This is a genomic window from Rhodococcus sp. B10 (assembly GCF_011770055.1).
Lineage (GTDB): Bacteria > Actinomycetota > Actinomycetes > Mycobacteriales > Mycobacteriaceae > Rhodococcoides > Rhodococcoides kyotonensis_B.
Genome location: NZ_JAAFYV010000016.1, coordinates 44750 through 68366, shown reverse-complemented (window position 1 = coordinate 68366; position 23617 = coordinate 44750). Strand labels below are relative to the sequence as shown.

The 23617-nt window shown below is 65.1% G+C and carries 22 protein-coding genes; 13 read left to right on the top strand and 9 right to left on the bottom strand.

The window, feature by feature from the left end; genetic code table 11:
- Positions 1–22: 22 nt before the first annotated feature.
- Genes RhoFasB10_RS12750 through RhoFasB10_RS12735 form a run of 4 tightly spaced genes read right to left on the bottom strand, consistent with a single transcriptional unit; the run spans position 23 to position 4021 of the window.
- On the bottom strand, positions 23–1354 hold the full coding sequence (locus RhoFasB10_RS12750) for an MFS transporter (RefSeq protein WP_167676642.1): 1332 nt from the start codon (positions 1352–1354) through the stop codon (positions 23–25).
- Positions 1351–1887: a 3-isopropylmalate dehydratase gene (locus RhoFasB10_RS12745; protein ID WP_068431071.1), complete on the bottom strand. Its 537-nt coding sequence runs from the start codon at positions 1885–1887 to the stop codon at positions 1351–1353. The genes RhoFasB10_RS12750 and RhoFasB10_RS12745 overlap by 4 nt, the downstream gene beginning before the upstream one ends.
- Positions 1884–3137, bottom strand: a complete 1254-nt coding sequence (locus RhoFasB10_RS12740; protein WP_167676640.1) for an aconitase family protein — start codon at positions 3135–3137, stop codon at positions 1884–1886. The genes RhoFasB10_RS12745 and RhoFasB10_RS12740 overlap by 4 nt, the downstream gene beginning before the upstream one ends.
- A gap of 11 nt (positions 3138–3148) precedes the next feature.
- On the bottom strand, positions 3149–4021 hold the full coding sequence (locus RhoFasB10_RS12735) for an isocitrate lyase/PEP mutase family protein (protein WP_114329960.1): 873 nt from the start codon (positions 4019–4021) through the stop codon (positions 3149–3151).
- 149 nt (positions 4022–4170) lie between these two features.
- On the opposite strand from RhoFasB10_RS12735, the gene RhoFasB10_RS12730 reads away from it, so the two are divergent.
- From RhoFasB10_RS12730 to RhoFasB10_RS12715, 4 genes are all read left to right on the top strand, one after another.
- Positions 4171–4968, top strand: a complete 798-nt coding sequence (locus tag RhoFasB10_RS12730) for an IclR family transcriptional regulator (RefSeq protein ID WP_167676638.1) — start codon at positions 4171–4173, stop codon at positions 4966–4968.
- Between the two features lie 7 nt (positions 4969–4975).
- Positions 4976–6508 (top strand): metallophosphoesterase, encoded by a 1533-nt coding sequence (locus tag RhoFasB10_RS12725; RefSeq protein WP_167676636.1) that lies wholly within the window; start codon positions 4976–4978, stop codon positions 6506–6508.
- 141 nt (positions 6509–6649) lie between these two features.
- Positions 6650–7336 (top strand): nuclear transport factor 2 family protein, encoded by a 687-nt coding sequence (locus RhoFasB10_RS12720; RefSeq protein ID WP_167676634.1) that lies wholly within the window; start codon positions 6650–6652, stop codon positions 7334–7336.
- 97 nt (positions 7337–7433) lie between these two features.
- A complete protein-coding gene (locus RhoFasB10_RS12715) occupies positions 7434–8504 on the top strand; it encodes a trypsin-like peptidase domain-containing protein (protein ID WP_167676632.1) in 1071 nt (356 codons plus the stop codon).
- Position 8505: 1 nt separating this feature from the next.
- On the opposite strand, the gene RhoFasB10_RS12710 is transcribed toward RhoFasB10_RS12715, so the two are convergent.
- Entirely contained in the window at positions 8506–8883 is a 378-nt protein-coding gene (locus RhoFasB10_RS12710) for a VOC family protein (RefSeq protein ID WP_068430847.1), read from the bottom strand.
- Between the two features lie 79 nt (positions 8884–8962).
- On the opposite strand from RhoFasB10_RS12710, the gene RhoFasB10_RS12705 reads away from it, so the two are divergent.
- The 5 genes from RhoFasB10_RS12705 (at position 8963) to RhoFasB10_RS12685 (ending at position 12712) form a co-directional block, all read left to right on the top strand.
- Positions 8963–9940 (top strand): LLM class F420-dependent oxidoreductase, encoded by a 978-nt coding sequence (locus RhoFasB10_RS12705; protein WP_346764386.1) that lies wholly within the window; start codon positions 8963–8965, stop codon positions 9938–9940.
- Between the two features lie 89 nt (positions 9941–10029).
- On the top strand, positions 10030–10653 hold the full coding sequence (locus RhoFasB10_RS12700) for an AIM24 family protein (RefSeq protein ID WP_279387067.1): 624 nt from the start codon (positions 10030–10032) through the stop codon (positions 10651–10653).
- Between the two features lies 1 nt (position 10654).
- Entirely contained in the window at positions 10655–11332 is a 678-nt protein-coding gene (locus RhoFasB10_RS12695) for an AIM24 family protein (protein WP_167676630.1), read from the top strand.
- Positions 11333–11339: 7 nt separating this feature from the next.
- On the top strand, positions 11340–12116 hold the full coding sequence (locus RhoFasB10_RS12690) for an AIM24 family protein (protein WP_167676628.1): 777 nt from the start codon (positions 11340–11342) through the stop codon (positions 12114–12116).
- A 227-nt stretch (positions 12117–12343) separates the two neighbouring features.
- Positions 12344–12712, top strand: coding sequence for a hypothetical protein (locus RhoFasB10_RS12685; RefSeq protein ID WP_068430840.1), 369 nt, complete (start codon positions 12344–12346; stop codon positions 12710–12712).
- Here RhoFasB10_RS12685 and RhoFasB10_RS12680 read toward each other — a convergent pair.
- Positions 12693–13859: a macrolide family glycosyltransferase gene (locus RhoFasB10_RS12680; RefSeq protein WP_346764385.1), complete on the bottom strand. Its 1167-nt coding sequence runs from the start codon at positions 13857–13859 to the stop codon at positions 12693–12695. The genes RhoFasB10_RS12685 and RhoFasB10_RS12680 overlap by 20 nt on opposite strands.
- Positions 13860–13990: 131 nt before the next feature.
- On the opposite strand from RhoFasB10_RS12680, the gene RhoFasB10_RS12675 reads away from it, so the two are divergent.
- Positions 13991–16366, top strand: a complete 2376-nt coding sequence (locus RhoFasB10_RS12675) for a lysylphosphatidylglycerol synthase transmembrane domain-containing protein (protein ID WP_167676626.1) — start codon at positions 13991–13993, stop codon at positions 16364–16366.
- Positions 16367–16572: 206 nt separating this feature from the next.
- Positions 16573–18360 carry a bifunctional diguanylate cyclase/phosphodiesterase gene (locus RhoFasB10_RS12670; protein ID WP_308115225.1) on the top strand — a complete coding sequence of 596 codons (1788 nt, stop codon included), beginning with the start codon at positions 16573–16575 and terminating at the stop codon, positions 18358–18360.
- Positions 18361–18375: 15 nt separating this feature from the next.
- On the opposite strand, the gene RhoFasB10_RS12665 is transcribed toward RhoFasB10_RS12670, so the two are convergent.
- Positions 18376–18669: an antibiotic biosynthesis monooxygenase family protein gene (locus tag RhoFasB10_RS12665; RefSeq protein WP_068430832.1), complete on the bottom strand. Its 294-nt coding sequence runs from the start codon at positions 18667–18669 to the stop codon at positions 18376–18378.
- Positions 18670–18707: 38 nt separating this feature from the next.
- Positions 18708–19538 (bottom strand): fused MFS/spermidine synthase, encoded by an 831-nt coding sequence (locus tag RhoFasB10_RS12660; protein ID WP_068430829.1) that lies wholly within the window; start codon positions 19536–19538, stop codon positions 18708–18710.
- A 227-nt stretch (positions 19539–19765) separates the two neighbouring features.
- On the opposite strand from RhoFasB10_RS12660, the gene RhoFasB10_RS12655 reads away from it, so the two are divergent.
- Complete coding sequence (locus tag RhoFasB10_RS12655; RefSeq protein ID WP_167676624.1) at positions 19766–21109, top strand: MFS transporter; 1344 nt, start codon at positions 19766–19768, stop codon at positions 21107–21109.
- A gap of 38 nt (positions 21110–21147) precedes the next feature.
- Here the strand turns inward: RhoFasB10_RS12655 and RhoFasB10_RS12650 are convergent, their stop codons facing one another.
- The gene (locus RhoFasB10_RS12650; protein ID WP_068430823.1) at positions 21148–21861 is read right to left on the bottom strand and encodes a TetR/AcrR family transcriptional regulator; all 714 of its coding nucleotides are present in this window, start codon (positions 21859–21861) and stop codon (positions 21148–21150) included.
- A 207-nt stretch (positions 21862–22068) separates the two neighbouring features.
- On the opposite strand from RhoFasB10_RS12650, the gene RhoFasB10_RS12645 reads away from it, so the two are divergent.
- On the top strand, positions 22069–23613 hold the full coding sequence (locus RhoFasB10_RS12645; RefSeq protein ID WP_167676622.1) for an amino acid permease: 1545 nt from the start codon (positions 22069–22071) through the stop codon (positions 23611–23613).
- The last annotated feature ends 4 nt before the right edge of the window (positions 23614–23617 follow it).

Below are 23617 nucleotides of genomic sequence, written 5' to 3'. Positions count from 1 at the left end.
AAGCCTAGGCGCCTACGGCGCACTACACCGGAAGCGACTTCTTTCCGGTCTCACGGATCGTCAGCACCGTCGCGACACCGACGGCACATACACCCATCACCCAGTAGGCGGGCGACATGGCGTTGCCGGTCGATTCCACCAGCTGCGCTGCGACGTACGGCGCCGTGCCGCCCGCGGCGATGGTGCCGATGTTGAATCCGAGGGACACGCCCGTGTAGCGCACCGCACGCGGGAAAAGCTCGGTGAACAGCGGGAACGCCGGCACCTGCACGACCCCGTTGAGCACCATGTACACGAAGTACACGATGCCGACGACGACGATGCTGGTGGTCGCGCCGAGAATCATGAAGGCAGGCAACGCGATCACGACGTACGCGAGATAGCCGGCGAGCAGAACGGGCTTGCGGCCGAACCTGTCGGTGAGCATGCCGCTGAGCGGGAACGTCGCACAGGCCAGCGCGATGGCGATCGCCGACGTCCAGTACACGGAGTCCTTCGAGAATCCGAGATCCTTGATGAGATACACGCTGAAGTACGTCAGACCGATGTAACCGGATCCATTCATCGCGATCGCGATACCGATGACGCGCAACACCGACAACGGGCTTCGCTTCACGACATCCGACAGCGGGCTCTCCGCAACCTGGTTCTTCTCGGCCATCTCCTCGAACTCGGGACTGTCCTCGAGCTTCAGCCGCACACGGAGGCAGATCACCGCGAGGGGCAGCGCCAGCAGGAACGGGATGCGCCAACCCCACGACGCCATCTGCTCGTCCGTCGTACCGAGTGTCACGAGACCGACGACCGCAGCCGCGACGGCGAACCCGAGCGTCGACCCGATCGGCGTGAACGAGCCGAAGAATCCACGACGGTTCGGCGGTGCCGACTCTGCGATGTACGTTGCGGCGCCGCCGATTTCACCTCCGGCCGAGAAGCCCTGCGCGAGCCGGATGACCACCAGCAGGATGGGTGCGAGGATGCCGACCGACGAGTGCGTCGGCAACAGACCGAGAATGCCGCACGCGATACCCATGCACACGACGGTGATGACGAGCGCGGATCGACGCCCGCGACGGTCCCCGAGTCGACCGAAGAAGATGCCACCGAGTGGGCGTGCGACATAGGCGACGCCGAAGACGGCCAACGTCGCCAGAATCGAGACGCCAGGACTGGTCGACGGGAAGAACAACGGCGCGATGATGACGGCGAGGAAGCCGTAGACCGCGAAGTCGTAGTACTCGATGAGAGTTCCGACGCCGCCTGCGATCGCGGCGCGTCGGGCCGTCGTCGACGAGGCCTTGCTCTGAGGCACGCTATCGGCGGAACGTGCGGGGGGATGTTCCACGTTCGTCATCGGTTCTGTCCTTGCTGTGCGAGGGAATGTTCTCGGAGGAGTAGCTCGTACGAACCGCCGGCCTCGATCACCTGGACGGTTCGCGCGTTCGGGGGAGTGCCGACGAGCACTGCGTCGTCGGTACGCACTGTCGCGGCGCGCCAGTCCAGTGACACGGCGTCACCGGTCTTCACGGCCGTCGACACGCCGGGCACGGTGATGAGCGGCATGCCGTTGAATGTCTCGCCGCGCCAGAAGCCGGGCGAGAACGACTCGGCGACAATGGCTGAGATGCCTGCATTGCGCAGCGCGACCATCGGCGGATAGTGCGGATGACCGTACCCGAAGTTGCGTCCGCCGACGACGATGTCGCCTGGACGTACTCGGTCGACGAACCCGTCGTCGTAGGCCTTCATGCACACGGACCGTAGGTGGTCGGGGTCGTAGGACTTGATGTTGGACACTCCGACCACGAGATCGATGTCGAAGTCGTCGCCGAAGACCCAGGCGACGCGGCCCTCGATGACGTCGGGCGGGGGTGGGTAGGCGCTCACCGACTTGCCTCCTGCCATTCCTGCACCTCACCGACGACTGCACTCGCCGCCACCGTGTACGGCGATCCCATGTAGATGTTCGCATCCGAACTGCCCATGCGTCCCGAAATGTTCAGTACGCCAGTCGAAATGCAGTTCTCTCCGGCCTGCAACGGCTTCTGGTACCCGAAGCAGAAGTCGCAGCTCGACGCCGCGATGTTCGCGCCTGCCGCACGAAGCACATCGAGAATGCCTTCGTCCTCGGCCTGCTGGTGCACCTTCTGTGACGTCGGCACGATGTTCAGTTCGACGCCGGGTGCCACGGTTCGGCCGTCGAGCACGAGCGCCGCGGCCCGAAGATCCTCGATCCGACCACTGGCACAGGACCCGATGAAGGCCTTGGTGATCGGCGTGCCGGACACCTCCTTCGCGGTCTTCGTGTTCGCGGCGCGTGCCGAACCGGGCTGCACGACGCGGGGCACGATCGTCGCGAGGTCGATAGTGTGTCGCGCCGAGTACGACGCGTCGGCGTCGGGATAGACCGGCGAGAAACTGTCCCGCGCAACCTCGTTCGCGTACGCGAGCGAGATGTCGTCGGGCTCGAAGATCGCGGACACTGCACCGGTGAACATCGCCATGCCACAGAGACCCTGCCGGTGATCGATCTTCATCGACCGAGCGCCCGGGCCACCGAATTCCATGACCTGGTGGGCACATCCGTCGGCACCGACGAGATCGATGATGGTGTGCACGAGGTCGCGGCTGTCGACACCGGGTGCGAACTCGCCGACGAGGTCGAACCGCGTCGTCGTCGGAATGTCGACGTACAGCTTGCCGGTCACCCAGGCTTCGATGAGATCGCGTCGGATTCCCCATCCGAGCGCTCCGAACGCGCCGACGCCACTGATGTGCCCGTCGAAATGCACGAGGAAGTCACCCGGAATGGCAAGCCCCAGTTCGGCTGTCAGCTGATGTCCGATGCCTGCGCCCTCGTGCAACTCGATGCCGTAGAACTCGCACCAGTCACGCGTCACCTGGTGGACTTCGGCTTCCTTGTCGTTGTTCTTCGTCAGCATGTGATCGATGAACACGACGTAGCGGCTGGGATCGGACAGTTCGGTGATGCCGAAGTCGTCGCGCATCTGACGGAACATGACGTCGGTGTAACCGGGGAAATCGTACGCGATCATCCGCGCGGGACGAACGGCGTGATTCTCACCGCCCCTGACGGTTTCGGCGTCGCATGCCCTGCCGAGAATCTTCTCGGTCATCGTGTATCCGCTCACGAGATCTTCTCCGGGAGGTACTTGCGCTGCTGCGCCTCGACCTCGGAGAAGCCGATGAGGTCGACGAACTCGTGGTGCTGCAAGGCGTCGGCGCTGACGGACGCCGGGGCCTCGCCGCCGGCCAAGCGTCGCAACGCCTCTCGTGCTGCGCCCGTGGCTGCCATCAGGATCTGCGTGGGCAGGAGCGCGAGGCGCACGCCGATCCGCTCGAGAACCTCGGGTGTGAACTCACGCTCGGTCCACGTCGAGGCGGTCAGCGTCGCCATCAGCGGAACACCGACCTCCTGGTGGCACCGCTCCCACTCCTCGATCGTCGTGAACGTCTTCGTCACGGGCATGATCATGTCCGCGCCGGCGTCGACGTACGCCTGGGCGCGGCGGATCGCGTCGTCACCTCGTGCATCGGTACGGGCGATGAGCAGGACGTCGTCGGGAATGTTGTCGCGTACTGCGCGGATCTTGCCGGTGCCTTCCTCGACGGTGATGAGGTCGACGGGGTCGCCGACGCAGATCGGGCACGACTTCGGCGAGACCTGGTCTTCCATGAACATGCCCTGCACACCCGCGTCGACGAACTTCCTGGCGGTGCGCGCGGCGTTGACGGCGTTGCCGTAGCCCGTGTCGATGTCGGCGACCAGCGGTAGTGACGACGATTCGTGGATCGTTCGCACAGCCTGCAGGTTCTCGGTTGCCGTGTACAGCTCGGCGTCGGGCAGTCCGAGCGCCGCGGACACCGCGAATCCCGAAGCGCAGAGCGCGCTGAATCCTGCCTGCTCGGCGAGGCGAGCGGTCAAGCCGTCCCAGACGCCGGGCGCGTAGACGAGTCCCTGCGTCGTGAGGTCCTTCAGGGTGGGGGCTGTCCCTGCCATCATCACTCCATTCCGTATTGCGGAACGCATTCCGCAGATCGCGAGAATGAAGCTAGAGTGGTGGCCGTCACATGTCAAGGCGGCTTCTCCGGAAACGCTGTTCGTATGATGACGAGACCTTCTTCGAGCCGACGAAAGAGTGAGCATCTGTGGTTGCGCCCATCGAATCCGACGACCGGTCGGGCCGCGACATCGTCGGAGCCGTACTGAAGGCCTGCAGCCTGCTCGAGCACTTCGACGCGTCCAGGCCCGTCTGGACATTGAACGACCTGACCTCGGCGAGCGGCATGAACAAGACCACCGTGCATCGACTCATGGCGACACTCATCCACGCAGGATGGATCGACCGCACGTCCGAAGGGTCGTATCGCGTGGCGATGCCGTTGTTCGAAATCGGTTCGGCCGCACTCGTTCAGCTCGACCTTCGCACCGCCGCCCGTCCGTACATGGAGAGCTTGGCCACGACGTTCGGCGACACCGCATTCCTGATGGTCCCGGCCGACGAGGGCGCCGTCTGCATCGACCGGCTCGAAGGCCACAACCCTCTGGTCGTCGCCGGGATCAACATCGGATCGGTCATGCCGTACCACGCCGCCGCCGGCCCCATCGCGATGCTTGCGTTCTCGAATGCGTTGCGAGAGAGATGGTTCCGTCGCGAACTTCCGGCGTACACCGACCGCACACTGACGGACGCCACTGCGCTCTCCGAGCACTTGGATTCCGTTCGGGCCGCGGGATATTCGGTCAGCAATTCCGACTACCTGGACGGCGTCGCCGCCGTCGCGGCACCGATACTCGGACGTGACGGGACGGCCGTGGCGTCCATCAGCATCGGAGGACGCGTCGAGGCCTTCGAAGGGGACGCGCTTCAGGACAAGATCGAGCGAGTGTGCGACGCGGCCGCGCGTCTCACGCACATTGCAGCGTCGCTGCCCGTGCGCGCATAGTTGGACTATGGACCAACTATCCGCGCACGGGTGGCGGAGCCTCCCGACCGTCGGATCTCTTCTCCTTGCCTGTGCGCTCGTCGGGGCCGACGCCGTCGCCGATCCGTCGAGACTGCCGACCCAGGTGCCCGCCGCCGCTGTTCCCGCGCTCGGTCTGACGGCCGAGCCCGCGCCCATCACAGCCGACATGGTCGCGGGCGTCCTGGACGGGGAAGAGTTCTCGGACTCGTCGTCCCGCACCTCCGGATGGGACGACTACCCGTATCTCCGCTACACGGTGACCTTCGGACCCGATGTCACCGTCGCGCAGATGGACTGGACCGGAACGTCGGTCAACCTGAACGATCTCGCCATGCACGTCCGCGCTCCGGGAACCGAGTCGTGGGGTCCTGCAGTGGCCACCGCGTCCCCGTCGACGCCCGGTGGGCCCATCGAGCTCACGGCGACGGTCGCGAACATCGACGGCACACTCGAAGTGATGATCGTCGACTCGCCGCGCGAGGACCGCTCGTTCGCGAACGACAACGCCGGACCCGATGCAACATTCGCGACGCCCGGCACGTACGACTTTGCGCTGCAACACATCACCGACACCCAGTACATCTCCCGCGACGACCCGGGTGTGTACGACGACATGACACGATGGACCGTCGACAACGCCGAGAAATACGGCATCGAATACAGCATGCACACCGGAGACATCATCCAGAGCTGGATCAGCCCCGGGCGTCCGGACACGCAGTCGCGCATCGAGTTCGACGCTGCGAGCGAGGCCATGAAAGTGTTGGAGGACGCCGAGATCCCCCACGGCGTACTGCCCGGAAATCACGACAATCTGTGGAACGTCGCAGGCAAGCTCGTACCGGGGATGCACGAGCAGAACCACGAGCTCTACAACGAATACTTCGGTCCGCAGCGGTACGAGAATCAGCCGTGGTGGGGGGATTCCTTTACACCTACGGACAATTCGGCACACTACGACCTGATCGACATCGCAGGTGCCAAATTCCTGATGCTGTACATCGGGTACAACCCGCCCGAGAAGGTCATGCAATGGGCCGAGCAAGTGTTGGACGAGCACCCGGATCGCAACGTCGTCATCGGAACGCACTACTACCTCGACGAAGGTGGCGAGAAGAAGCTGATGGCCTTCGGGGACATCGGCGCGAGTTCGGGACAGCAGATCTGGAATCGGCTTGTAGTACCGCATGATTCGGTGTTCCTCGTACTGTCCGGCCACGTCGACGGGCAGGCGACCGTCGTCGACCGGCAGATCGGGGACACCGATCGCACCGTCGTTCAGCTGCTCGCCGATTACCAGTACTTCGAGGTCGACGGCGAACGCACCACGGGCTTCCAGCGACTGCTGCAGTTCGACCTGGACGGCGGCACGATGGCCGTCACGACCCATTCGCCGTCGCTCGACCGATTCGACGTCGAGAATTTCGATCCGCGACGGCGTTTCGTGCCCGAAGACGGCGAGTTCGTCACCGACTTCACGTTGCGGGCGGATGTGCCGAGGGCCGTGACGGCGCGGTAGGCAACACGACAAACGCGCACCGAATGGCCACACGCACGCCGAATAGCCAGCAATTCGACGTGCGTCCGACCACAGCGTGCGCGTCTACTCGATCTCGCCGATTCCAAGACCTGACCTGGCGCGCCGATATAGCGTCGAAGCGTGTACGCCTCGGAAGAACTGCTGGCCTTCGTCGAGGGCTCGCCTGCCGCGGTGGCCGCGCACGACCGCGCCGCGTGGGTCGATCTCTACGCCCGGGACGGGGTCGTCAACGATCCGGTGGGGTCGCGGCCCCATCGGGGTCACGACGCGATCGCGCGCTTCTACGACACGTTCATCGCGCCGAACACGATCGAATTCCACGTCGAGCACGACATGGTGTCCGGGATGTCCGTCGTTCGAGACCTGTCGCTGACGATCACCATGTCGGCGGGCGGGGTCGTGACGGTCCCGATGCATCTGCGCTACGACCTCGTCGACGACGGTGGTTCGCTCGAGATCGCACGACTCGCCGCGCATTGGGAGTTGGCGTCCATGATCGGCCAACTGCTGCGCGGCGGATTCGCGGGAGTGCGGTCGTCGATCGCCCTGACTCCTCAGATGATCGGAAATCAGGGTGTGTCAGGCCTTGTCGGTTTCATGTCGGGCCTTCGATCCGTCGGCGCGAAGGGCAAGTCCGTCGCGGCAGACCGACTGCGCTCCGACCATGACGGCGCGACGTTCGAGAAGTTCATCGCCGCCGGACGCACCGTCAGCGCGACAGTTCGATGGGGTACCGAACGAGGTGTCGTGTTCGTGAACTTCGCACCCGGATCCCTGACCGTCGAATCCGTGACGCTGTTTCGCTGAGCCCCGTACGCGCACGTTTCAGCGAATGCGCAGGTTGCAACCTGCGCATTCGCTGAAAGGTGCGCGCTTAGTGAGAACTGAGCAATAATCGACCCTCATGCAGGCGGCTGGCAGAGCGGCACTCCTCGTCGTGCTGACCGCTGCTGCGTCGGCGTTCGCGGCGCCGCTCACCCCTGGCGTGGTCGACGCACCGCCGTCACCTCCGCCGGTCGCCGCACCGTCGCCACTCCCGCTCACCCCCGAGCAGATCACGAGCCAGGTCGACCCGTCCGTCGTCACGATCACCGCCGAGTGGGGAACGTCGGGAGTTGCAGGGACGGGATTCGTCGTCGACCCGGCCGGTCTCGTCCTGACGAATTACCACGTCATCCAGACCGCAGCTTCGGTCACCGCGGTGGGCAACGGACTGATGTACGACGCATCGGTTCTGGGGTACGACAAGACGCGTGACCTCGCGGTCCTGAAGTTGGATTCGGCAGCAGGCCTCCCGGTGGCCGTGATCGGACGTTCCGCGGACGTAGCCGTCGGGGACGCAGTGACGGCAATCGGAAACGCTTCGGGCGCAGGGGTTCTCGTTCCGGCCCCGGGACAGGTCGTCGCGCTCGACAAGACCGTCACCGCGCAGAGTTCCGTCGACGGCTCACGCAACGAGCTGACCGGAATGATCCAGATCGACGCCGACGTCCGAGCAGGTGACTCGGGAGGGCCGCTCGTCGACGCGTGGGGGAGTGTCATCGGCGTCGACGCGGCAGGCCTGTCCGACGAAGCCAGACTCACTCAGGCGCCGGAAGCATACGCGATCCCGATCGACATCGCGATGACCGTCGTCGACCAGATTCGCGAAGGCCGTTCTGCAGGAACGGTTCACGTGGGCCCGACGCCGTTCCTCGGCGTGCAGGTCCGAGATGTGTCGGCATGGAACGCGAACCCGTCACAGGGGGCCTCGGTCGTCGGAGTCGAGTACAACTCGCCTGCAGAACGGACAGGCCTCGTACGCGGTGACGTCATCGTCTCGTTCGACGGCCGCCCGGTCCGCTCGTCCGACGATCTCGCCGCGGAGATGGTGGGACGACGACCCGGCGAGATCGTCCGGCTGGAGTGGGTGACCACGACCGGCGTCCGGCGGACGCAGATGGCGACACTCGAAACAGGCAGTCCGACAGCCTGAGTCACGCTTCCAACACGGACAGAACGTTGCCTGCCGGGTCGGTGAACCACGCGATCAACGGCCCACCACCGCGAAAGATTCCACGCTCGTCGGTGCCCATGTCCGGATACTGCTGGAAGACCACACCTTTGGCCGTCAACGCGTCGACCGCGGCCTCGATGTCGGCGACGGGGAAGTTGAGAATCGTGTACGGGGCGGGCGTGTGCCCAGGCCTGGGATAGACCAACACCTCGGAGTTCTCGCTCAGGCGAAGATGGATCAGCCCCATCTCGCCGTCGACCACGGTCATTCCGAGTGTGTCGGCGTAGAAGGATCGGGCCGCCTCGATGTCGTCGACGGCGAATCCGGAGAACGGGGATCGGGTCAGTTCGAGTGTCATCGGTCCATGGTGCGCCTCGTCCGCGCGTATCGGGGCGCAAACGACGCATCACCGCCGGACCGCGAGTAGCGTTGACCAGGTGACCATTCGTCTCGGATACCAGATGCCCAACTTCAGCTACTCGGGTTCCGTGAAGGAACTGTTCCCCACGGTCATCGCGCAAGCGCGCGAGGCTGAGGCAGCAGGATTCGACACTGCCTTCGTCATGGACCACTTCTACCAACTGCCCGGAATCGGTGCGCCCGACGAGCCCATGCTCGAGGCGTACACCGCACTGTCCGGCCTCGCGACGGCCACCGACACCATCCAGTTGTCGGCTCTCGTCACCGGCAACACCTACCGGAACCCGGCGATCCTCGCCAAGACCGTCACGACGCTCGACGTCGTCAGCGGCGGCCGCGCTATCCTCGGCATCGGCGCAGGCTGGTTCGAGTTGGAGCACAACAGCTTCGGGCTCGAGTTCGGTACGTTCACCGACAGGTTCGAACGCCTGGACGAGGCGCTGCAGATCATCGAGCCGATGCTGCGCGGACAGCGTCCGACATTCGACGGACTCTGGTACCAGGTCGACGAGGCCATCAATGAACCCCGGATTCGCGACGACCTTCCGATCATGCTCGGCGGTGGCGGTGAGAAGAAGACCTTCGGCTTGGCCGCCCAGTTCGCCGATCACCTCAACATCATCTGCGACGCAAGCGAATTGCCTCGCAAGGTCAAGGCCGTCCAGGCCCGGTGCGAAGAAATCGATCGCGACCCGAAGGACCTCGAGACCAGCTTCCTGGCGTTCGTGATCATCGACGAGGACGGCGACAAGGCCCGGCAGCTCCAACACGACTACTTGCTGTCGACGGGCGTCGACCTGTCGAACCTCTCGGACGACGACAAGGCAGCAGCCACCGATCGCCAGTTCTGCGGCACCCCCGACGACGTCGCCGAGCAAGTCCAGCGACGCGTCCTCGACCAGGGCATCGACGGCGTGATCATCAACCTGGTGACCAACGGACACCAGCCCGGCATCGTCGAACTCGCAGGTAAGACGCTGAAGCCGCTCGTCTGACGTGCGTGGGAATGTATAGCGGGCTGTACATTCCCACGCACGGGGCGCAACAGCTGGCACGGGGGGACGGGCCGTGGCATAGTTCCCCCGTGGCACAGCTGACGACGAACGGGCACCGCGTGCTCGTCGCGAATCTGACGGGCGATTCGCTACGCGCGATGTCGGGATCGATGGTCGCCTACGAAGGCGACGTCTCCTTCAAGAACGCGGGCATGGGTGGCGGCGGCGGACTCAGAGCCGCGTTGAAACAGAAGGTCGCCGGTGAATCCCTCTCTCTCATGGAGGTTTCCGGCCAGGGCACCGTCTACTTCGCCGTCGACGCACAGGACATCACGGTCGTCGAACTGGCAGGCGACTCGATGCACGTCGAGGCGTCACAACTTCTCGCACTGACGGGTCAGCTGAAAACCGAGGTGAAGTTCAGCGGCCTGCGCGGCGCGTCGTCGGGACAGGGCCTGTTCACCACCGTCGTCAGCGGATCCGGCGCCGTCGCGCTGCTGTCGGCGGGTGGTCCGCTCATCGCACTCGCCGTCGACCCGCAGTACCCCCTCGTCGTGGACCCGGACGCCTTCGTCGCGCACCGCGGCCCACTGAACCAGAGCTTCGTCACCGACGTCACGTGGCGTTCCGCCATCGGCGGCGGCAGCGGTGAGGCGTTCTCGCTTCGTTTCGACGGCCAAGGCGTCGTCTACATCCAACCCGAGGAGCGCTGACGTGCCGCTCGAAGTCGTCAACAGCAAGGTCGTCAAAACGACACTCGCGCAGGGCCAGAACGTGTTGGCCCGCAAGGGCGCGATGCTCTACTACACCGGCGATGTCCGCTTCGTTCCTCATTCGATGGGCGGATCGGCGGCAGGCATGCCGAGTCTGGGCGGGGTCGCGGGAATGGCCGGACGGATGATGTCCGGTGAACACGTCTCGATGATGGCCGCCGAAGGCCAGGGCGAGGTCTTCTACGGCCACGCAGGCCTGTACGTCGAAGTCATTCATCTCGACGGCTCGTCGCTGCTGACCGTCGAAGCCGATCGCCTCCTCGCGCACGACGGGTACCTGCAGACCTCGGTCGTGGCACTGACGTCGCAAGGCGGCGTCCGTGGAGCCGTACGCGGCGCGATGACCGGCCAAGGTCTGTTCACCACCCAACTCAGCGGGCAGGGCAGCGTCGCGGTTCTCTCACATGGCGGTGCGATTCCGCTGGAGGTCGGGCCGCAACGCCCGCACGTGGTGGTCGATCCGCAGGCGTACGTCTGCCACATCGGAAACATCCAGGTCGACATCTCGGCCAACGTGGGCTGGCGCGACGCCGTCGGCCGCGGAAGCGGTGAGGCGATGCAACTCAAGATGACCGGCATGGGCACCGTGTGGGTCCAGGCGTCCGAGCAGAAATTCTGAGGCCCTCATGACTACTTTTCCGGGTCATTCCGCAGGCTCCACTCCCGCCGAAGTGCACACTCCCTACACCCTCCCGGTCAACGACAACGTGCCCGGCAACGACTACGCATTCTGCGTCGAACTAGCAGGTCAGCCGTGGTTCACGTCGAAGGGCGCGATGATCGCGTACTACGGCAACGTGCGGTTCGAGCCGCTCGGACAGACATCGATGCCCGCCATCGTCGCCGCGCGTTTCTCGTCGCCGCTGTACTCGAACGAGTGGGTTCTCGCGCAGGGGCAGGGGAAGCTGATCCTCGGTGACCGTGGCTTCGACATCAACTCCTACGACCTCGACGAAGGCAACCTGACGATCCGCGCCGCGAACCTCCTCGCGTTCGAGCCGACGCTCGATCTGAAGCAGTCGATCGTGCCCGGGTTCCTGACGCTCCTCGGCACCGGGAAGTTCCTGGCGTCGTCGAACGGGCAGGTCATGTTCGCCGAACCGCCACTGCGTATCGACCCCGAAGCGCTCGTCGGATGGGCCGATTGCCCGTCGCCGTCACATCACTTCGACGCCGGGTGGATGCAGAACTTCCTCGGTGCGGCCCGCGGATTCCTCGGCGCGAACAGCGGTGAAGAGCGGCAGTTCGACTTCACGGGCGCCGGAACCGTTCTCATCCAGTCCAGCGAAAAAGTACTCGACGACGGTCACCTGCTCCGCCACATCGAGTCGCAGACCGTCTCGTTGGGGCAGAACAGTCTGCGGGCGCTGCACCAGACCATCGGGTCACGGCTGCAGCAGTAGTGCGGCTGCACCGGCCGTGCCCAGCCGCGCACCTTCCAGCGAACGCGCAGGTTGCAACGCGCGCACCTGCTGCAACCTGCGCAGATCAGGGGTGAGGTCTAGGCCGTGACCGTAGCCGCGCACCTTCCAGCGAACGCGCAGGTTGCAACGTGCGCGCCTGCTGCAACCTGCGCGACGGAGAGCGATCCGAGGTGCGCGTCGACGTACAGCGAGCGCACACTGGAGACATGACCAACAACGGACCTTTCGGAATCGACCCCGAGGACTTCGATCGCTTCGCGAAAGAGGCGAGCGACGGACTGCGCGACGTCGTCGACCAGGTGGGCAAGTTCATCGGACAATCCGGCGGGGGAACGCCCTGGGGCGCGTTCTTCGGCGAGACGCCGTCGCGGCCTGCCCCGGAGCCCGAGACGACGGGCGCGAAGGGCGACGGCGTGTGGGCGATCTACACCGCAGCCGACGACGGTTCCGCACGCATCGACCAGGTCTTCGCGACGGAACTCGACGCGCTGCGTGCGCACAAGGACAACACTGATCCGACGCGCAAGGTGCGGTTCCTGCCGTACGGAGTGAGCGTCAGCGTGCTCGAAGACTAGCTTCGACGGCGTCTGCTGCACTCTCGATGCCGCCGTGCGCTCTGATGTCGGCGCTGATGCCTGCCAGTCGTGCGGCGATGTCCGCCGAGCCGGCGACGGTGTCCACGGCCTCACGCAGCGCGTTCGCGGTGACGTCGCCGTCGGCGAGTTGCACTCCGACGCCCAACTCCTCGAGCATCGCCGCGTTGCCGAACTGGTCGACAGCCTGAGGAACGGCCACGGTGGGCACGGCGAACCACAGCGCCTCGGTGCACCCGCCCATACCGGCGTGTGTGACGAACGCCGACGCGGCCGCCAACACCGTCAGTTGCGGAACTTGTTGATGCAGTTCGATGTTCGACGGCACTTCACCGAGAGATGCCGCGTCGACGCGGTAGCCGATCGCGATGACGACGTGCCAATCCGAGTGACGGAACGCGTCGATACACAGGCGATAGAAGTCGGGGCGTTCGTTGAATCCGGTGCCGAACGAGACGAGCAGAGTTTTCCTGCCGGCGGGTGCGCTCCAGCACTGGTCTGCCATCCGAGCCGGGTCGAGACACGGCCCGACGAACTGCACCGAACCCGGCACCCGATCGGCATTCGGCTGCATCGCGCGTGGAATCAGCGACAGCACGCTCTCCGGATACGTGATCCACTCCCATGGGTCGGCTTCGATCCCGTTGTCTTGCAAACACTTCGCGTAGGTGTCGCGGTAGTCCCTGCCGGCATCGGACTGCCGGATCGACTCCAGCGCCTCACCCATCTCGTCCTCGTAGCCTCGCCACGCGACGTAGGTCGGCGAAAGCTGCACTGCCGGAACACCGTAGCGGCGCCCGAGGATCGGAGCCGCAAGACCGCCGATGTCGTACAGCAACAGATCCGGACGGTCGGCGTCGTAGAACTCGGTGAGAATCGGGAACGATTCGATCGCCTCGTCGAGAAACACCCGCATCGCCGACGCCGGATCCTCGGGCCAGGCCGCTTCACCCTGCGGCAGTATCGAATCGAACGAAACGAGCTGAGCACCAGCAGGTTCGACGACGCCGGCCATCGATGCGCCGACCGCGTACGTGAGGCGGTGTCCGCGTCGCACCAGCTCGGCGATCAGGCCGAGCGACGGATAAATATGACTCGGCGCGGTACAGCCGATCATGGCGATGTGCACTCGGTGACGGTAACCCGATGCGATGTCCGATTCCACCGATTTTCACGGGAGACGTTCGCGGGTCCACGGCACGGCACGGTAGGTTGACCCCACATCAACCAGCGAGGCAACCGACGAGGAACAGACACAGCATGCGGGTCGACGGGCGGGATATTCCGGTCAGCGGGAGCCTGCTGCAGCCTTTGAATCGGCGCACGAGCGACATCCTGCGTCTCGTGTTGTCGCTCGTTCTGCTGGCCGCCGTCATCGCCGGGTCGCTGATCACTCGCGGGCAGTGGGACGCGCTCGAGAAGTCGGTGTCGAACATCGTCGGTGTCCTCAGCCCCGACCAGTCCAACCTCGTCTACCTGTTGTACGGCGTCGCGATCCTGGCTCTGCCGTTCGGCATTCTGATCGGGTTGATCGCGCGTCGGCAATGGAAGCTGCTGGCCGGGTATGCGGCAGCAGGACTCATCGCGGGGCTGGCGTTGTCCATCACCGGCACCGGAATCTCGACGCCCGCATGGCACCTCGACGTACCCGACCGCCTCGACACGTTCCTGTCTCAATTCCTCGACGACTCCCGGTGGATCGCCATGCTCGCCGCGGTCCTGACGGTGTCCGGCCCCTGGTTGCCCGCGCGATGGCGTCGGCTGTGGTGGTTCCTGCTGTTGGCGTTCGTCCCGATCCACCTGTTCGTCAGCACCGTCGTGCCTGCGCGGTCGCTGCTCGGCCTGTCGGTCGGCTGGTGCGTCGGCGCGATCATCGTGCTGTTCGTCGGCACCCCGGCACTCGAGGTTCCGCTCGACGCGGCCGCTCGCCTGCTCGCCGAGCGGGGCCATCCCGTCGACTCGTTCCGCGTTCTGAAGCCCGCCGGGCCGGGACCGCTCGTGCTCGCCGCGGCTGTGCGCGGTGCGGAACCGAACATCGTCGTCGAGATGTACGGGCAGAACCAACGCAGCGGGGGCGCTCTCCGGCAGGCGTGGCGCTGGCTGTCGTTCCGCAACAGCGAGAGTGCGCCACTGCACGCGTCGATGCGACGAGCCGTCGAACATCGCGCTCTGATGGGTATCGCCATCGGTGACCTGGGCGTGGCCAGCAGCAGACCGCTGGCGGTTTCGGCGCTCGCGCGCGGCTGGGCGATGTACGCACACACCGCGCCGCGCGGTGTTCCCGTCGACGAATCGTCGGAGGACGCACTGGCCACCAGTATCTGGAAGGGACTGCAGATACTGCATTCACATCAGATCTCGCACGGTGACCTGCGCAGCGCCGAGCTCAGAGACGACGAGGGGACCGCCCTGTTCGGCGGATTCTCCAACGCCGAGCTCGGCGCGTCGGACGCTCAGATGCAGTCGGACGTCGCGCAGCTGTTGATTTCGACGTCGGCACTCTTCGGTGAGGAACGCGCGGTCCGCATCGCCATCGACACGCTGGGCACGCAGACCGTGCTGACCGCGTCGGGACGACTCACCCGTTCCGCGATTCCCGCGCGGGTGCGAAAGTCCGTACCCGACGGCACCGGCGTGATGAACGCGGTACGCGACGAGGTGGTGAAGCAGACCGGCACCGACGAGATTCGCGCCGAGCAGGTCACACGTTTCACGCGAAACCAGATCATCCAACTCGTCCTGCTGATCGGACTCGTCTACGTCGCCTACCCGTTCATCAGCGCAGTCCCGACGTTCGTCAGCGAACTGCGAACGGCCAACTGGTGGTGGGCACTGCTCGGACTCGCCGTGTCGGCACTGACGTACATCGGTGCCGCCGCGGCGTTGTGGGCGTGCGCCTTCGGCATGGTCAGCTTCAAGAATCTGACGATCATGCAGGTGGCCAACACGTTCGCGGCCACGACGACGCCCGCAGGTGTCGGCGGCCTGGCGCTCAGCGTGCGATTCCTGCAGAAGGGCGGGCTCGGCGCTGTCCGCGCGACGGCCGCTGTCGCACTGCAACAGTCGGTCCAGGTGATCACGCACGTATCGCTGTTGGTGTTCTTCAGCGTGGTCGCGGGCACGTCGGCCGATCTCGCGCACTTCGTTCCGGATCCGACGGTTCTGTACCTGATCGCCGGTGTCGCACTGGGCATCATCGGCACGTTCATGTTCGTCCCGACGCTACGGCGGTGGTTGCGCAACGCCGTTCGCCCCCAGCTCACCGAGGTGTTCGGTGAACTCGGACAGCTTGCCAAGGACCCCAAGCGATTCCTGCTGATCGTTCTCGGCTGTGCTGCAACCACACTCGGCGCCGCGCTCGCACTGTGGGCCAGCGTCGAGGCATTCGGCGGCGGAACCACCTTCGTGACCGTCACCGTCGTGACGATGATCGGCGGAACGCTCGCATCGGCCGCGCCCACGCCCGGCGGCGTCGGCGCCGTCGAGGCAGCTCTGATCGGCGGCCTGGCCACCTTCGGCCTGCCCGCGAGCGTCGCGGTGCCGTCGGTGCTGCTGTACCGCGTCCTGACATGCTGGCTCCCGGTCTTCTGCGGTTGGCCGACACTGCGCTGGTTGACGCGCAAGGACATGGTCTGACGTGACCGACGGCCGTCGGCGGAAAGTCTCGAACGCTCGACAGCGGACTGTTTCGACACGACAAGCCAAGTGCGGGATTCGAATGAACACTCGAACCCGGCACTGGTACGGTTTCTTTCATCGGGTCGGGGCCGATACGACATGATCGAGTGATTCACGGATGATCCCGTGGTGCACATGGTCCTAGAACGAGAGGCCACATATCGGTGGGCGACATTCTCCCGTCGCGGTCGGCCACGTTCGACCTGCTGACCGGTGACCGATCGTGGTCCCCTGCACCAGACGATCAGCGATGGGCACGTCTGCTCGTCGGCGCGATGACTCTCTCGTTCGGGCTGGCCGGAATGCTGGTCATTCCGTCGGGCCAGTTCAGTACCGGTGAATCGATCTTCGTAGGACTTGCCACTCTGTCGACCGTTCCTGTCGCCGTGGCGTGGTGCCTCGGCAGTTGGCCCAGCCCGCGTCTCGCCGCCCTCAACGTGCTGTGGGCCGACGTCGGAATCCTCGGTGTCCTGCTGGCTTTCGAGTCACCGTTCGCCGCGATGCCCGGGTGTGCGATGTTCGCCGTCATCGCCGTGTTCGCGATCGTGGCGACCTCGCAGCAGATGCTGGTCCTGCATCTGGTGTTCTCGATCGGGGCGCTCGCCGTCTTCGCCGTCCTGTCGGTTCTGGACGGAATCGATCCGTGGTTGGCCGGTTCGCGGTGCGTCACGTTGGGCGCCCTGTTCGTCGTGCCGTTCGCGGTTCGGCCGTATCTGCACGACCTCCGCAGAAAGGCCGAGGTCGCGCTACGAGACTCGTTGACGGGCTTGTTCAATCGTCGCGGACTGTTCGAGGCCGTCGAGGAGTTCAACGAGTCCGTACCGGACTCGCCGCGCGAGGACATCGTGATCGGCGTACTGGTCATCGACATCGACGGGTTCAAGGCGATCAACGACCGCTACGGCCATCCCTCCGGTGACGCGGTCCTGGTCGACGTCGCGAACCGGCTCCGCGGTGCCGCGTCGTCGGACACGGTCGTCGCCCGGCTCGGAGGCGACGAATTCGTCTGCGTCCATGTCGGATCCAGAACCGACGTCGACGGTATCGAGCGGCGGATTCGGGCCGCGCTGGAGGAAACCGTCGACGGCCCACCCTTCACGGCCAGTGTCGGCTCGGCCGGGGAAGCCGCGACGCGGGGGGACACGACCGGGGCGCAGCTTCGCAAGTTGATCGCGATCGCCGACATCGACCTGTACCGCAGCAAGGTTCACCCGCAGGCGCTGGTGCCCGTGCACCGAATCGATCCACTACAGGTACGCGACCGAATCGACTCGATGATCGCGGCAGGCGGCCCGAGCGTGGTGTTCCAACCGATCTGCGACACCGCGACGACCGAAATCGTCGGTTACGAAGCGCTGTCACGCTTTCCGTTCGGTCACGGGTCGCCGTTGATCTGGTTCCGCGACGCGTCGCAGGCGGGAATCGGGCCCCGTCTCGAACTGGCCGCCATCGACGAAGCACTTCGCGCCATGGCCACCCTGCCGCCCGATGCTTTCGTGTCGATCAACGCTTCCGCCGAAACCATCAGAACCACCGACCTTCTCGCCAGGCTCTCACCGCACGTCTGCTCACGCACGCTGTATCTCGAGATCACCGAACACGAACGCGTCGACGACTACCGTTCGGTTGCGCGGTCGGTCGAGGGCCTGCGCGCCGCCGGGGTTCGGATCTCGGTGGACGACGTCGGCGCAGGGTTCTCCGGTCTGCGCCAAGTCGTCGAGCTGAAACCCGATGCGCTGAAAGTCGACATCTCTCTCGTCCGCGGTATCGACACCGACCCGACCCGCAGAGCCGTAGCCGCCGCGCTCGCGAAGTTCGCGCACGACGTCGGCTCCACCCTCATCATGGAAGGCGTCGAGACCGCGGGTGAATTACGCGTCGCCCTCGAACTGGGCGTCGACATGGTGCAGGGTTTCCTCACCGGTCGCCCCGAGGCGCCGAGCGCGTCCTGAGATGTTTCGTTCGTCCTAGACGTCGGCGACCGTGAACTTGGTGAGGCTCGGCGCGCCGGCGAGCAGCGGAGCGAGGTCGGTGATCTTGCCTGGGCCGGCTCGGAATTCGCGGTACTTCGCGTCGGCGTCCGACGACTCCCACCGCTCGTAGGCGATCCAATGGGTCTCGTCCGCCTCGTCGATCAGGACGTCGACACCGAGGCAGCCGTCGAACGCGCGGGTCTCACCCAGCACGCGGCCGAGCACGACCTTGGCGTCGTCGAGAACCTCGGGCTTCAGCTTCAGATCGAGCAGTGCGATCAGTGCCATTTTCTCTCCTCGTGTGCGAACGGTGTCCGCCGCTCACACTACTGTTTCTGCACAGGGTCTCGAAGAACTTTCGCGTCGCGAGCGAACGTGCGCACCTGCTCGTCCTGCCACACGTGGGCCGGTACGCCGCCACCGAGAAGCTCACGAGCCAAAGCCGGTTCCTGCGCCAGCGGGACGTCGCTGCCTGCGATGACGACGTTGCCGTAGCGTCGGCCCTTCAGCATCGCGGGATCGGCGACGATCGCCGTGTGTGGAAAGACCGAACCGATGGTCGACGCCTCCCGCCGCGTCCGCTGGAGGTCCCGGGTGTCGCCACAGTTGACGACGTACACACCGCCGGGCGCGAGGACGCGTCGAACATGATCGGTGAATTCCCTCGTCTGCAACGCCTCCGGCGTGGTGCTGCCGGCGAACACGTCACGGACGATCACGTCTCGACTGTTCTCGGTGAGCGTCTCGGTCACCTCACGTGCATCGCCGACGCGGATGCGCAGCAGCGGTGCGCGCGGAAGGTCGAACCAGTCGCGGACGAGTTCGGCGAGCCTACCGTCGAGTTCGACGACCACCTGCCGCGCGTCCGGGTACGCCGCGGCGAAATACCGTGCGAGAGTGCAGGCTCCACCGCCCAGATGCAATGTTCGCAATCGTGATCCCGGAAAGTCGTGGTGCCGAACGAGTCCGGCCATCCACCGCATGTACTCGAAGTCGAGCTGGGTGGGGTCGTCCATGTCGATGTGCGAACTGGGCACACCGTTGATCTGCACGGTCCAGCCGTCGGAAACGAGTGTGTCCCTGATCAACTCGCACGTACCGGTGTCGATGTCGTAGACGCCTGCCGTCGGACCGGCCGAATCCTTCTTCCTAGGCATGCGGTTCCAGCGCCGGCGGCGTCATCGTGTCGGGGCGCTCGGCCCGATTCGGTAGAACAGTCACCCTGCCAGTATGCGACTACGCCCGTCGAGGAGGCGAGACCCGCTCGTCGTCGCCCGGGAACGCGACCGTGCGGCTACCCCCATCAGGGGGTAGTCCACTGTGTCGTCGGTCACATACCTTCCTCGTACTGGTCATCGAGCCAGCACTGTCCACGAGGAGTGCAATGAGCAATATTTCCAAACCCGACGTAGCCGCCCCCGAGCGACCGACTACGTCCGGACCGACCACCAGCGTTCGCCGAGTCGCGTTCGCGAGCGGAATCGGGACGACGATCGAGTTCTACGACTTCTTCATCTACGGAACCGCAGCCGCTCTCGTCTTTCCGACGGTGTTCTTTCCCGCGCTCGGCTCGACAGCAGGCACCGTGGCGTCCTTCGCGACGTTCGCCGTCGCATTCGTCGCGCGTCCTGCGGGCGCAGTGTTGTTCGGGCACTTCGGCGATCGGATAGGTCGCAAGAAGACCCTCATCTCCACACTGCTGCTGATGGGTATCTCGACATTCGTCATCGGACTGCTCCCCGGTGCCGAGACCATCGGGGTGGCCGCGCCGATCATCCTCGTGCTCCTACGGTTCGGACAGGGTTTCGCCGTCGGTGGCGAATGGGCTGGGGCCACACTGCTGACAGCCGAGTACGCACCCGCGAACAAACGCGGCTTCTACGCGATGTTCCCCCAGCTGGGACCGTCCGCGGCATTCGTACTCTCCAGTGCCACCTTCCTGGTCACCGGAGCCTTGCTCGGCGACACCAACCAGACGTTCCTGGACTACGGATGGCGCATTCCGTTCCTGTTCAGCGCCGTACTGGTTCTGATCGGGCTGTACATGCGACTTGCTATCGAGGAGACACCGATCTTCCGCGCCGATCGACAGCTCCGCGACACCCGAACCGATCGACCGTCGCGTCTGCCGTTCTTCGATGCCTGGCGTGTGCAGAAGAAAGAGATCCTGCTTGCCGCCGGCGCGTTGGCGTCGTTGTTCTCGCTCTTCTACATGGGCACCGCCTACCTCACGAGCTACGGCACCAAGACACTCGGCTTCGATCGCCCGTTCGTCCTGATCACGGGCATCGTCGCGGCCGTCGTCTTCGGCCTGGCAACTGCGATTTCCGCGGCCTACTCCGATCGCATCGGACGTCGCCGGGTGATCATGACGTCGTGCATCGTCGCCGTCCCGTGGTCGCTCGCTCTGTTCCCACTGTTGGATTCGGGATCGGAGACGGCATTCGTCCTCGGAATGTGCATCACTCTCCTGATCTTCGGCATCGCATACGGTCCCACCGGCGCACTGCTGCCCGAGCTGTTCCAGACCCGTTTTCGTTACACGGGAGCGGGACTCGGCTACAACCTCGCCGGGGTGCTCGGCGGTGCCGTTCCTCCGATCTTGGCCGCGCCTCTGACTGCGTCGTTCGGCAGCATGTCGGTCGGCATCATGCTCGCTGTGCTCGCGCTTCTGAGCATCGTGTGCACCAAGGCGCTCGTCGAGACGAAAGAAGTCAACATGGCCTGACGCTCTACCACCGGCTCCCGTTCTCGCCGCGTCGGCGGTCAGGACGGGAGCCGTGCCGTCCAGACGGTCTCGACGCCGGCCGAGCAGTCCAACAGCCGCACTGCCTCCGTGCGGAGGGTGTCGGTGGGACCGACCCAGCCCAGCACCCGCACCGCCGCGTCGGCGATGGTCCTCGCGTATTCGACGGCGGGGACTCCTCGGCCGTTCTCGGCGTCGGCCCTCCCGTTCACGACGGTCTCCACCAGACGAAACGGTAGTTCCTCGGTGCCGGGGAGTGCATCGACGCCCAGCTCGGATGCCGTGGCCGAGGCCAGCGACGCGTAGATGTTCATGAGCGCGTACCGGTGCTGCCGGAAGGCGTCGAACCGATCCGCCCTCAATTCCGGCAGGAGATAGAGCGCTCCGAGGTTCCAGGTGGAGCGAGCCAGCTGATCCGCGTCGAACAGCACGAGGGCGTACATCTTCACCGCCGCCGACGCGTCGCTCTCCGCCACCCCGCGACCGACAGCCAACGGCTCGTCGACGGTTCCGCCGAGGAGTGCGTCGAGGATGTCGTCCTTGCCCGCGAAGTGGTGGTACAGAGATGCCTGACGAAGCCCGACCGCGTCGGCGATCATGCGCGTCGATGTGCTCGTGTAACCCCGCGTCGTGAACAGCTCGGCAGACGCGTCCAGAATCTCCTCGCGTGCCGTGTCACCCGGGCGCTTCTTCGTGCTGAGTCTCGGTCGGCCTGCGCCGGTGGTGGTGGCCATGTGCTCATCCTGGCATCGAATCGCCTGGTGTGGAGTTTCTGTCACCGGGCAGAAACGTACGAAACACAGATGTTTCACGACGGCACACGTTCGCTACATGCTCGTCACCCAACGAGCGATCCCGGACGGAAAACTATCGAGTGACAGAAACCCCCGCACCGGCAGCGCAGACGGGCGGTCACTCTCACTTCCGTTCAGGAGACACGTATGAGCTCGACTACTCTGCCCGCACCCGAGGGGCCGGCGACATCGACCACGAGCGATCACTCCGACCTCGTCGGGCTGGGATACGAACCGCAGCTTCATCGTTCGCTCGGGAAGTTCGCGTCGTTCGCTGCAGGGTTCTCGTTCGTCTCGATCCTGACGACGATCTTCCAGCTCTTCGGACTCGGCTTCAGCTTCGGTGGTCCCGCCTTCTTCTTCACGTGGCCGCTGGTGTTCCTGGGTCAGTTCATGGTGGCACTGAACTTCGCCGAACTCGCTGCGCGATACCCGATTTCGGGTGCGATCTATCAGTGGTCGAGGCGCATGGGCGGTGAGATCGTCGGATGGTTCGCCGGCTGGTTCATGATCATCGCGCAGATCGTCACGGCAGCGGCAGCGGCCATCGCGCTGCAGGTAGTACTGCCGAGCGTCTGGAGCGGATTTCAGATCGTCGGCGACGACACCGCCCTCACGTCCCCGAGCGGCGCTGCCAATGCCGTCATCCTCGGCTCGGCCCTTCTGGTGCTGACGACGACGATCAACTGCATCGGCGTCAACTGGATGTCACGTATCAACAGCATCGGTGTCACCTGCGAAATCGTCGGTGTCGCAGCGGTAGTGCTCGTCTTCTTCACTCACGCCGAACGTGGACCGCAGGTGGTACTGGACACCGGCTCCGCAGGCGCCGAGCCCGGATACATCTGGGCGTGGATCGTCTCGGGACTGATGGCTGCCTACGTCATGGTCGGATTCGGCTCCGCAGGTGAACTGGCCGAGGAAACGCACAATCCCCGACGCGTCGCACCGCGCACGATTCGCTTGGCGCTGTCGGCCTCCGCGCTGGGCGGTGGACTGATGATCGTCGGTGCGCTGATGGCCGCTCCGAGCCTCACCGATGGTCGACTCGCAGCGGAAGGCCTACCGTACGTTCTCGATTCGATCCTCAGCTCGCCGTGGGGAACCGTTCTACTGATCGACGTCGCGATCGCCGTCTTCATCTGCACACTCGCGATCCAGACCGCTGCATCCCGCCTGATGTTCTCGATGGCACGCGACGGCCGACTGCCCGCGTCGAAGTTGCTGTCGACGGTGAACACACGGACCGGAACGCCCATGGCGCCGTCGGTTCTCATCGGAATCGCCTGTGTCGCAGTCCTTGCGGTGAACGTGGGCAACGCAGCGATCTTCACGACGCTGACCAGCGTCTGCATCGTGCTGATCTACCTCGCCTACATGATGGTCACCGTGCCGCTGCTCGTTCAACGTCTGAAGGGCTGGCCGCGCGGCGGTATGCAGGTCGACTCGGAAGGCAAGAAACTGTTCGGCCTCGGAGTCCTGGGCATCCCCGTCAACATCCTCGCGGTGCTGTACGGCGGCCTCATGGTCGTGAACCTCTCCTGGCCGCGCGCCGAAATCTTCAACCCCACCGGGGAATTCCCGATACTGCAGTGGGCGGCACCCCTCACCGTCCTCGCCGTCGTCGTCGTGGGCATCGTCTGCCTGCCGCGCGGCAAAGCACGCCCGAAGCCCGTCACGATCGGAGCCTGACACC

Excerpts from the sequence above, each read along its gene's own strand:
- RhoFasB10_RS12750 (WP_167676642.1), bottom strand. The coding sequence starts at position 1,354 with ATGACGAACGTGGAACATCCCCCCGCACGTTCCGCCGATAGCGTGCCT.
- RhoFasB10_RS12740 (WP_167676640.1), bottom strand. The coding sequence starts at position 3,137 with ATGACCGAGAAGATTCTCGGCAGGGCATGCGACGCCGAAACCGTCAGG.
- RhoFasB10_RS12735 (WP_114329960.1), bottom strand. The coding sequence starts at position 4,021 with ATGGCAGGGACAGCCCCCACCCTGAAGGACCTCACGACGCAGGGACTC.
- RhoFasB10_RS12725 (WP_167676636.1), top strand. The coding sequence starts at position 4,976 with ATGGACCAACTATCCGCGCACGGGTGGCGGAGCCTCCCGACCGTCGGA.
- RhoFasB10_RS12715 (WP_167676632.1), top strand. The coding sequence starts at position 7,434 with ATGCAGGCGGCTGGCAGAGCGGCACTCCTCGTCGTGCTGACCGCTGCT.
- RhoFasB10_RS12710 (WP_068430847.1), bottom strand. The coding sequence starts at position 8,883 with ATGACACTCGAACTGACCCGATCCCCGTTCTCCGGATTCGCCGTCGAC.
- RhoFasB10_RS12690 (WP_167676628.1), top strand. The coding sequence starts at position 11,340 with ATGACTACTTTTCCGGGTCATTCCGCAGGCTCCACTCCCGCCGAAGTG.
- RhoFasB10_RS12685 (WP_068430840.1), top strand. The coding sequence starts at position 12,344 with ATGACCAACAACGGACCTTTCGGAATCGACCCCGAGGACTTCGATCGC.
- RhoFasB10_RS12675 (WP_167676626.1), top strand. The coding sequence starts at position 13,991 with ATGCGGGTCGACGGGCGGGATATTCCGGTCAGCGGGAGCCTGCTGCAG.
- RhoFasB10_RS12665 (WP_068430832.1), bottom strand. The coding sequence starts at position 18,669 with ATGGCACTGATCGCACTGCTCGATCTGAAGCTGAAGCCCGAGGTTCTC.
- RhoFasB10_RS12660 (WP_068430829.1), bottom strand. The coding sequence starts at position 19,538 with ATGCCTAGGAAGAAGGATTCGGCCGGTCCGACGGCAGGCGTCTACGAC.
- RhoFasB10_RS12655 (WP_167676624.1), top strand. The coding sequence starts at position 19,766 with ATGAGCAATATTTCCAAACCCGACGTAGCCGCCCCCGAGCGACCGACT.
- RhoFasB10_RS12650 (WP_068430823.1), bottom strand. The coding sequence starts at position 21,861 with ATGGCCACCACCACCGGCGCAGGCCGACCGAGACTCAGCACGAAGAAG.
- RhoFasB10_RS12645 (WP_167676622.1), top strand. The coding sequence starts at position 22,069 with ATGAGCTCGACTACTCTGCCCGCACCCGAGGGGCCGGCGACATCGACC.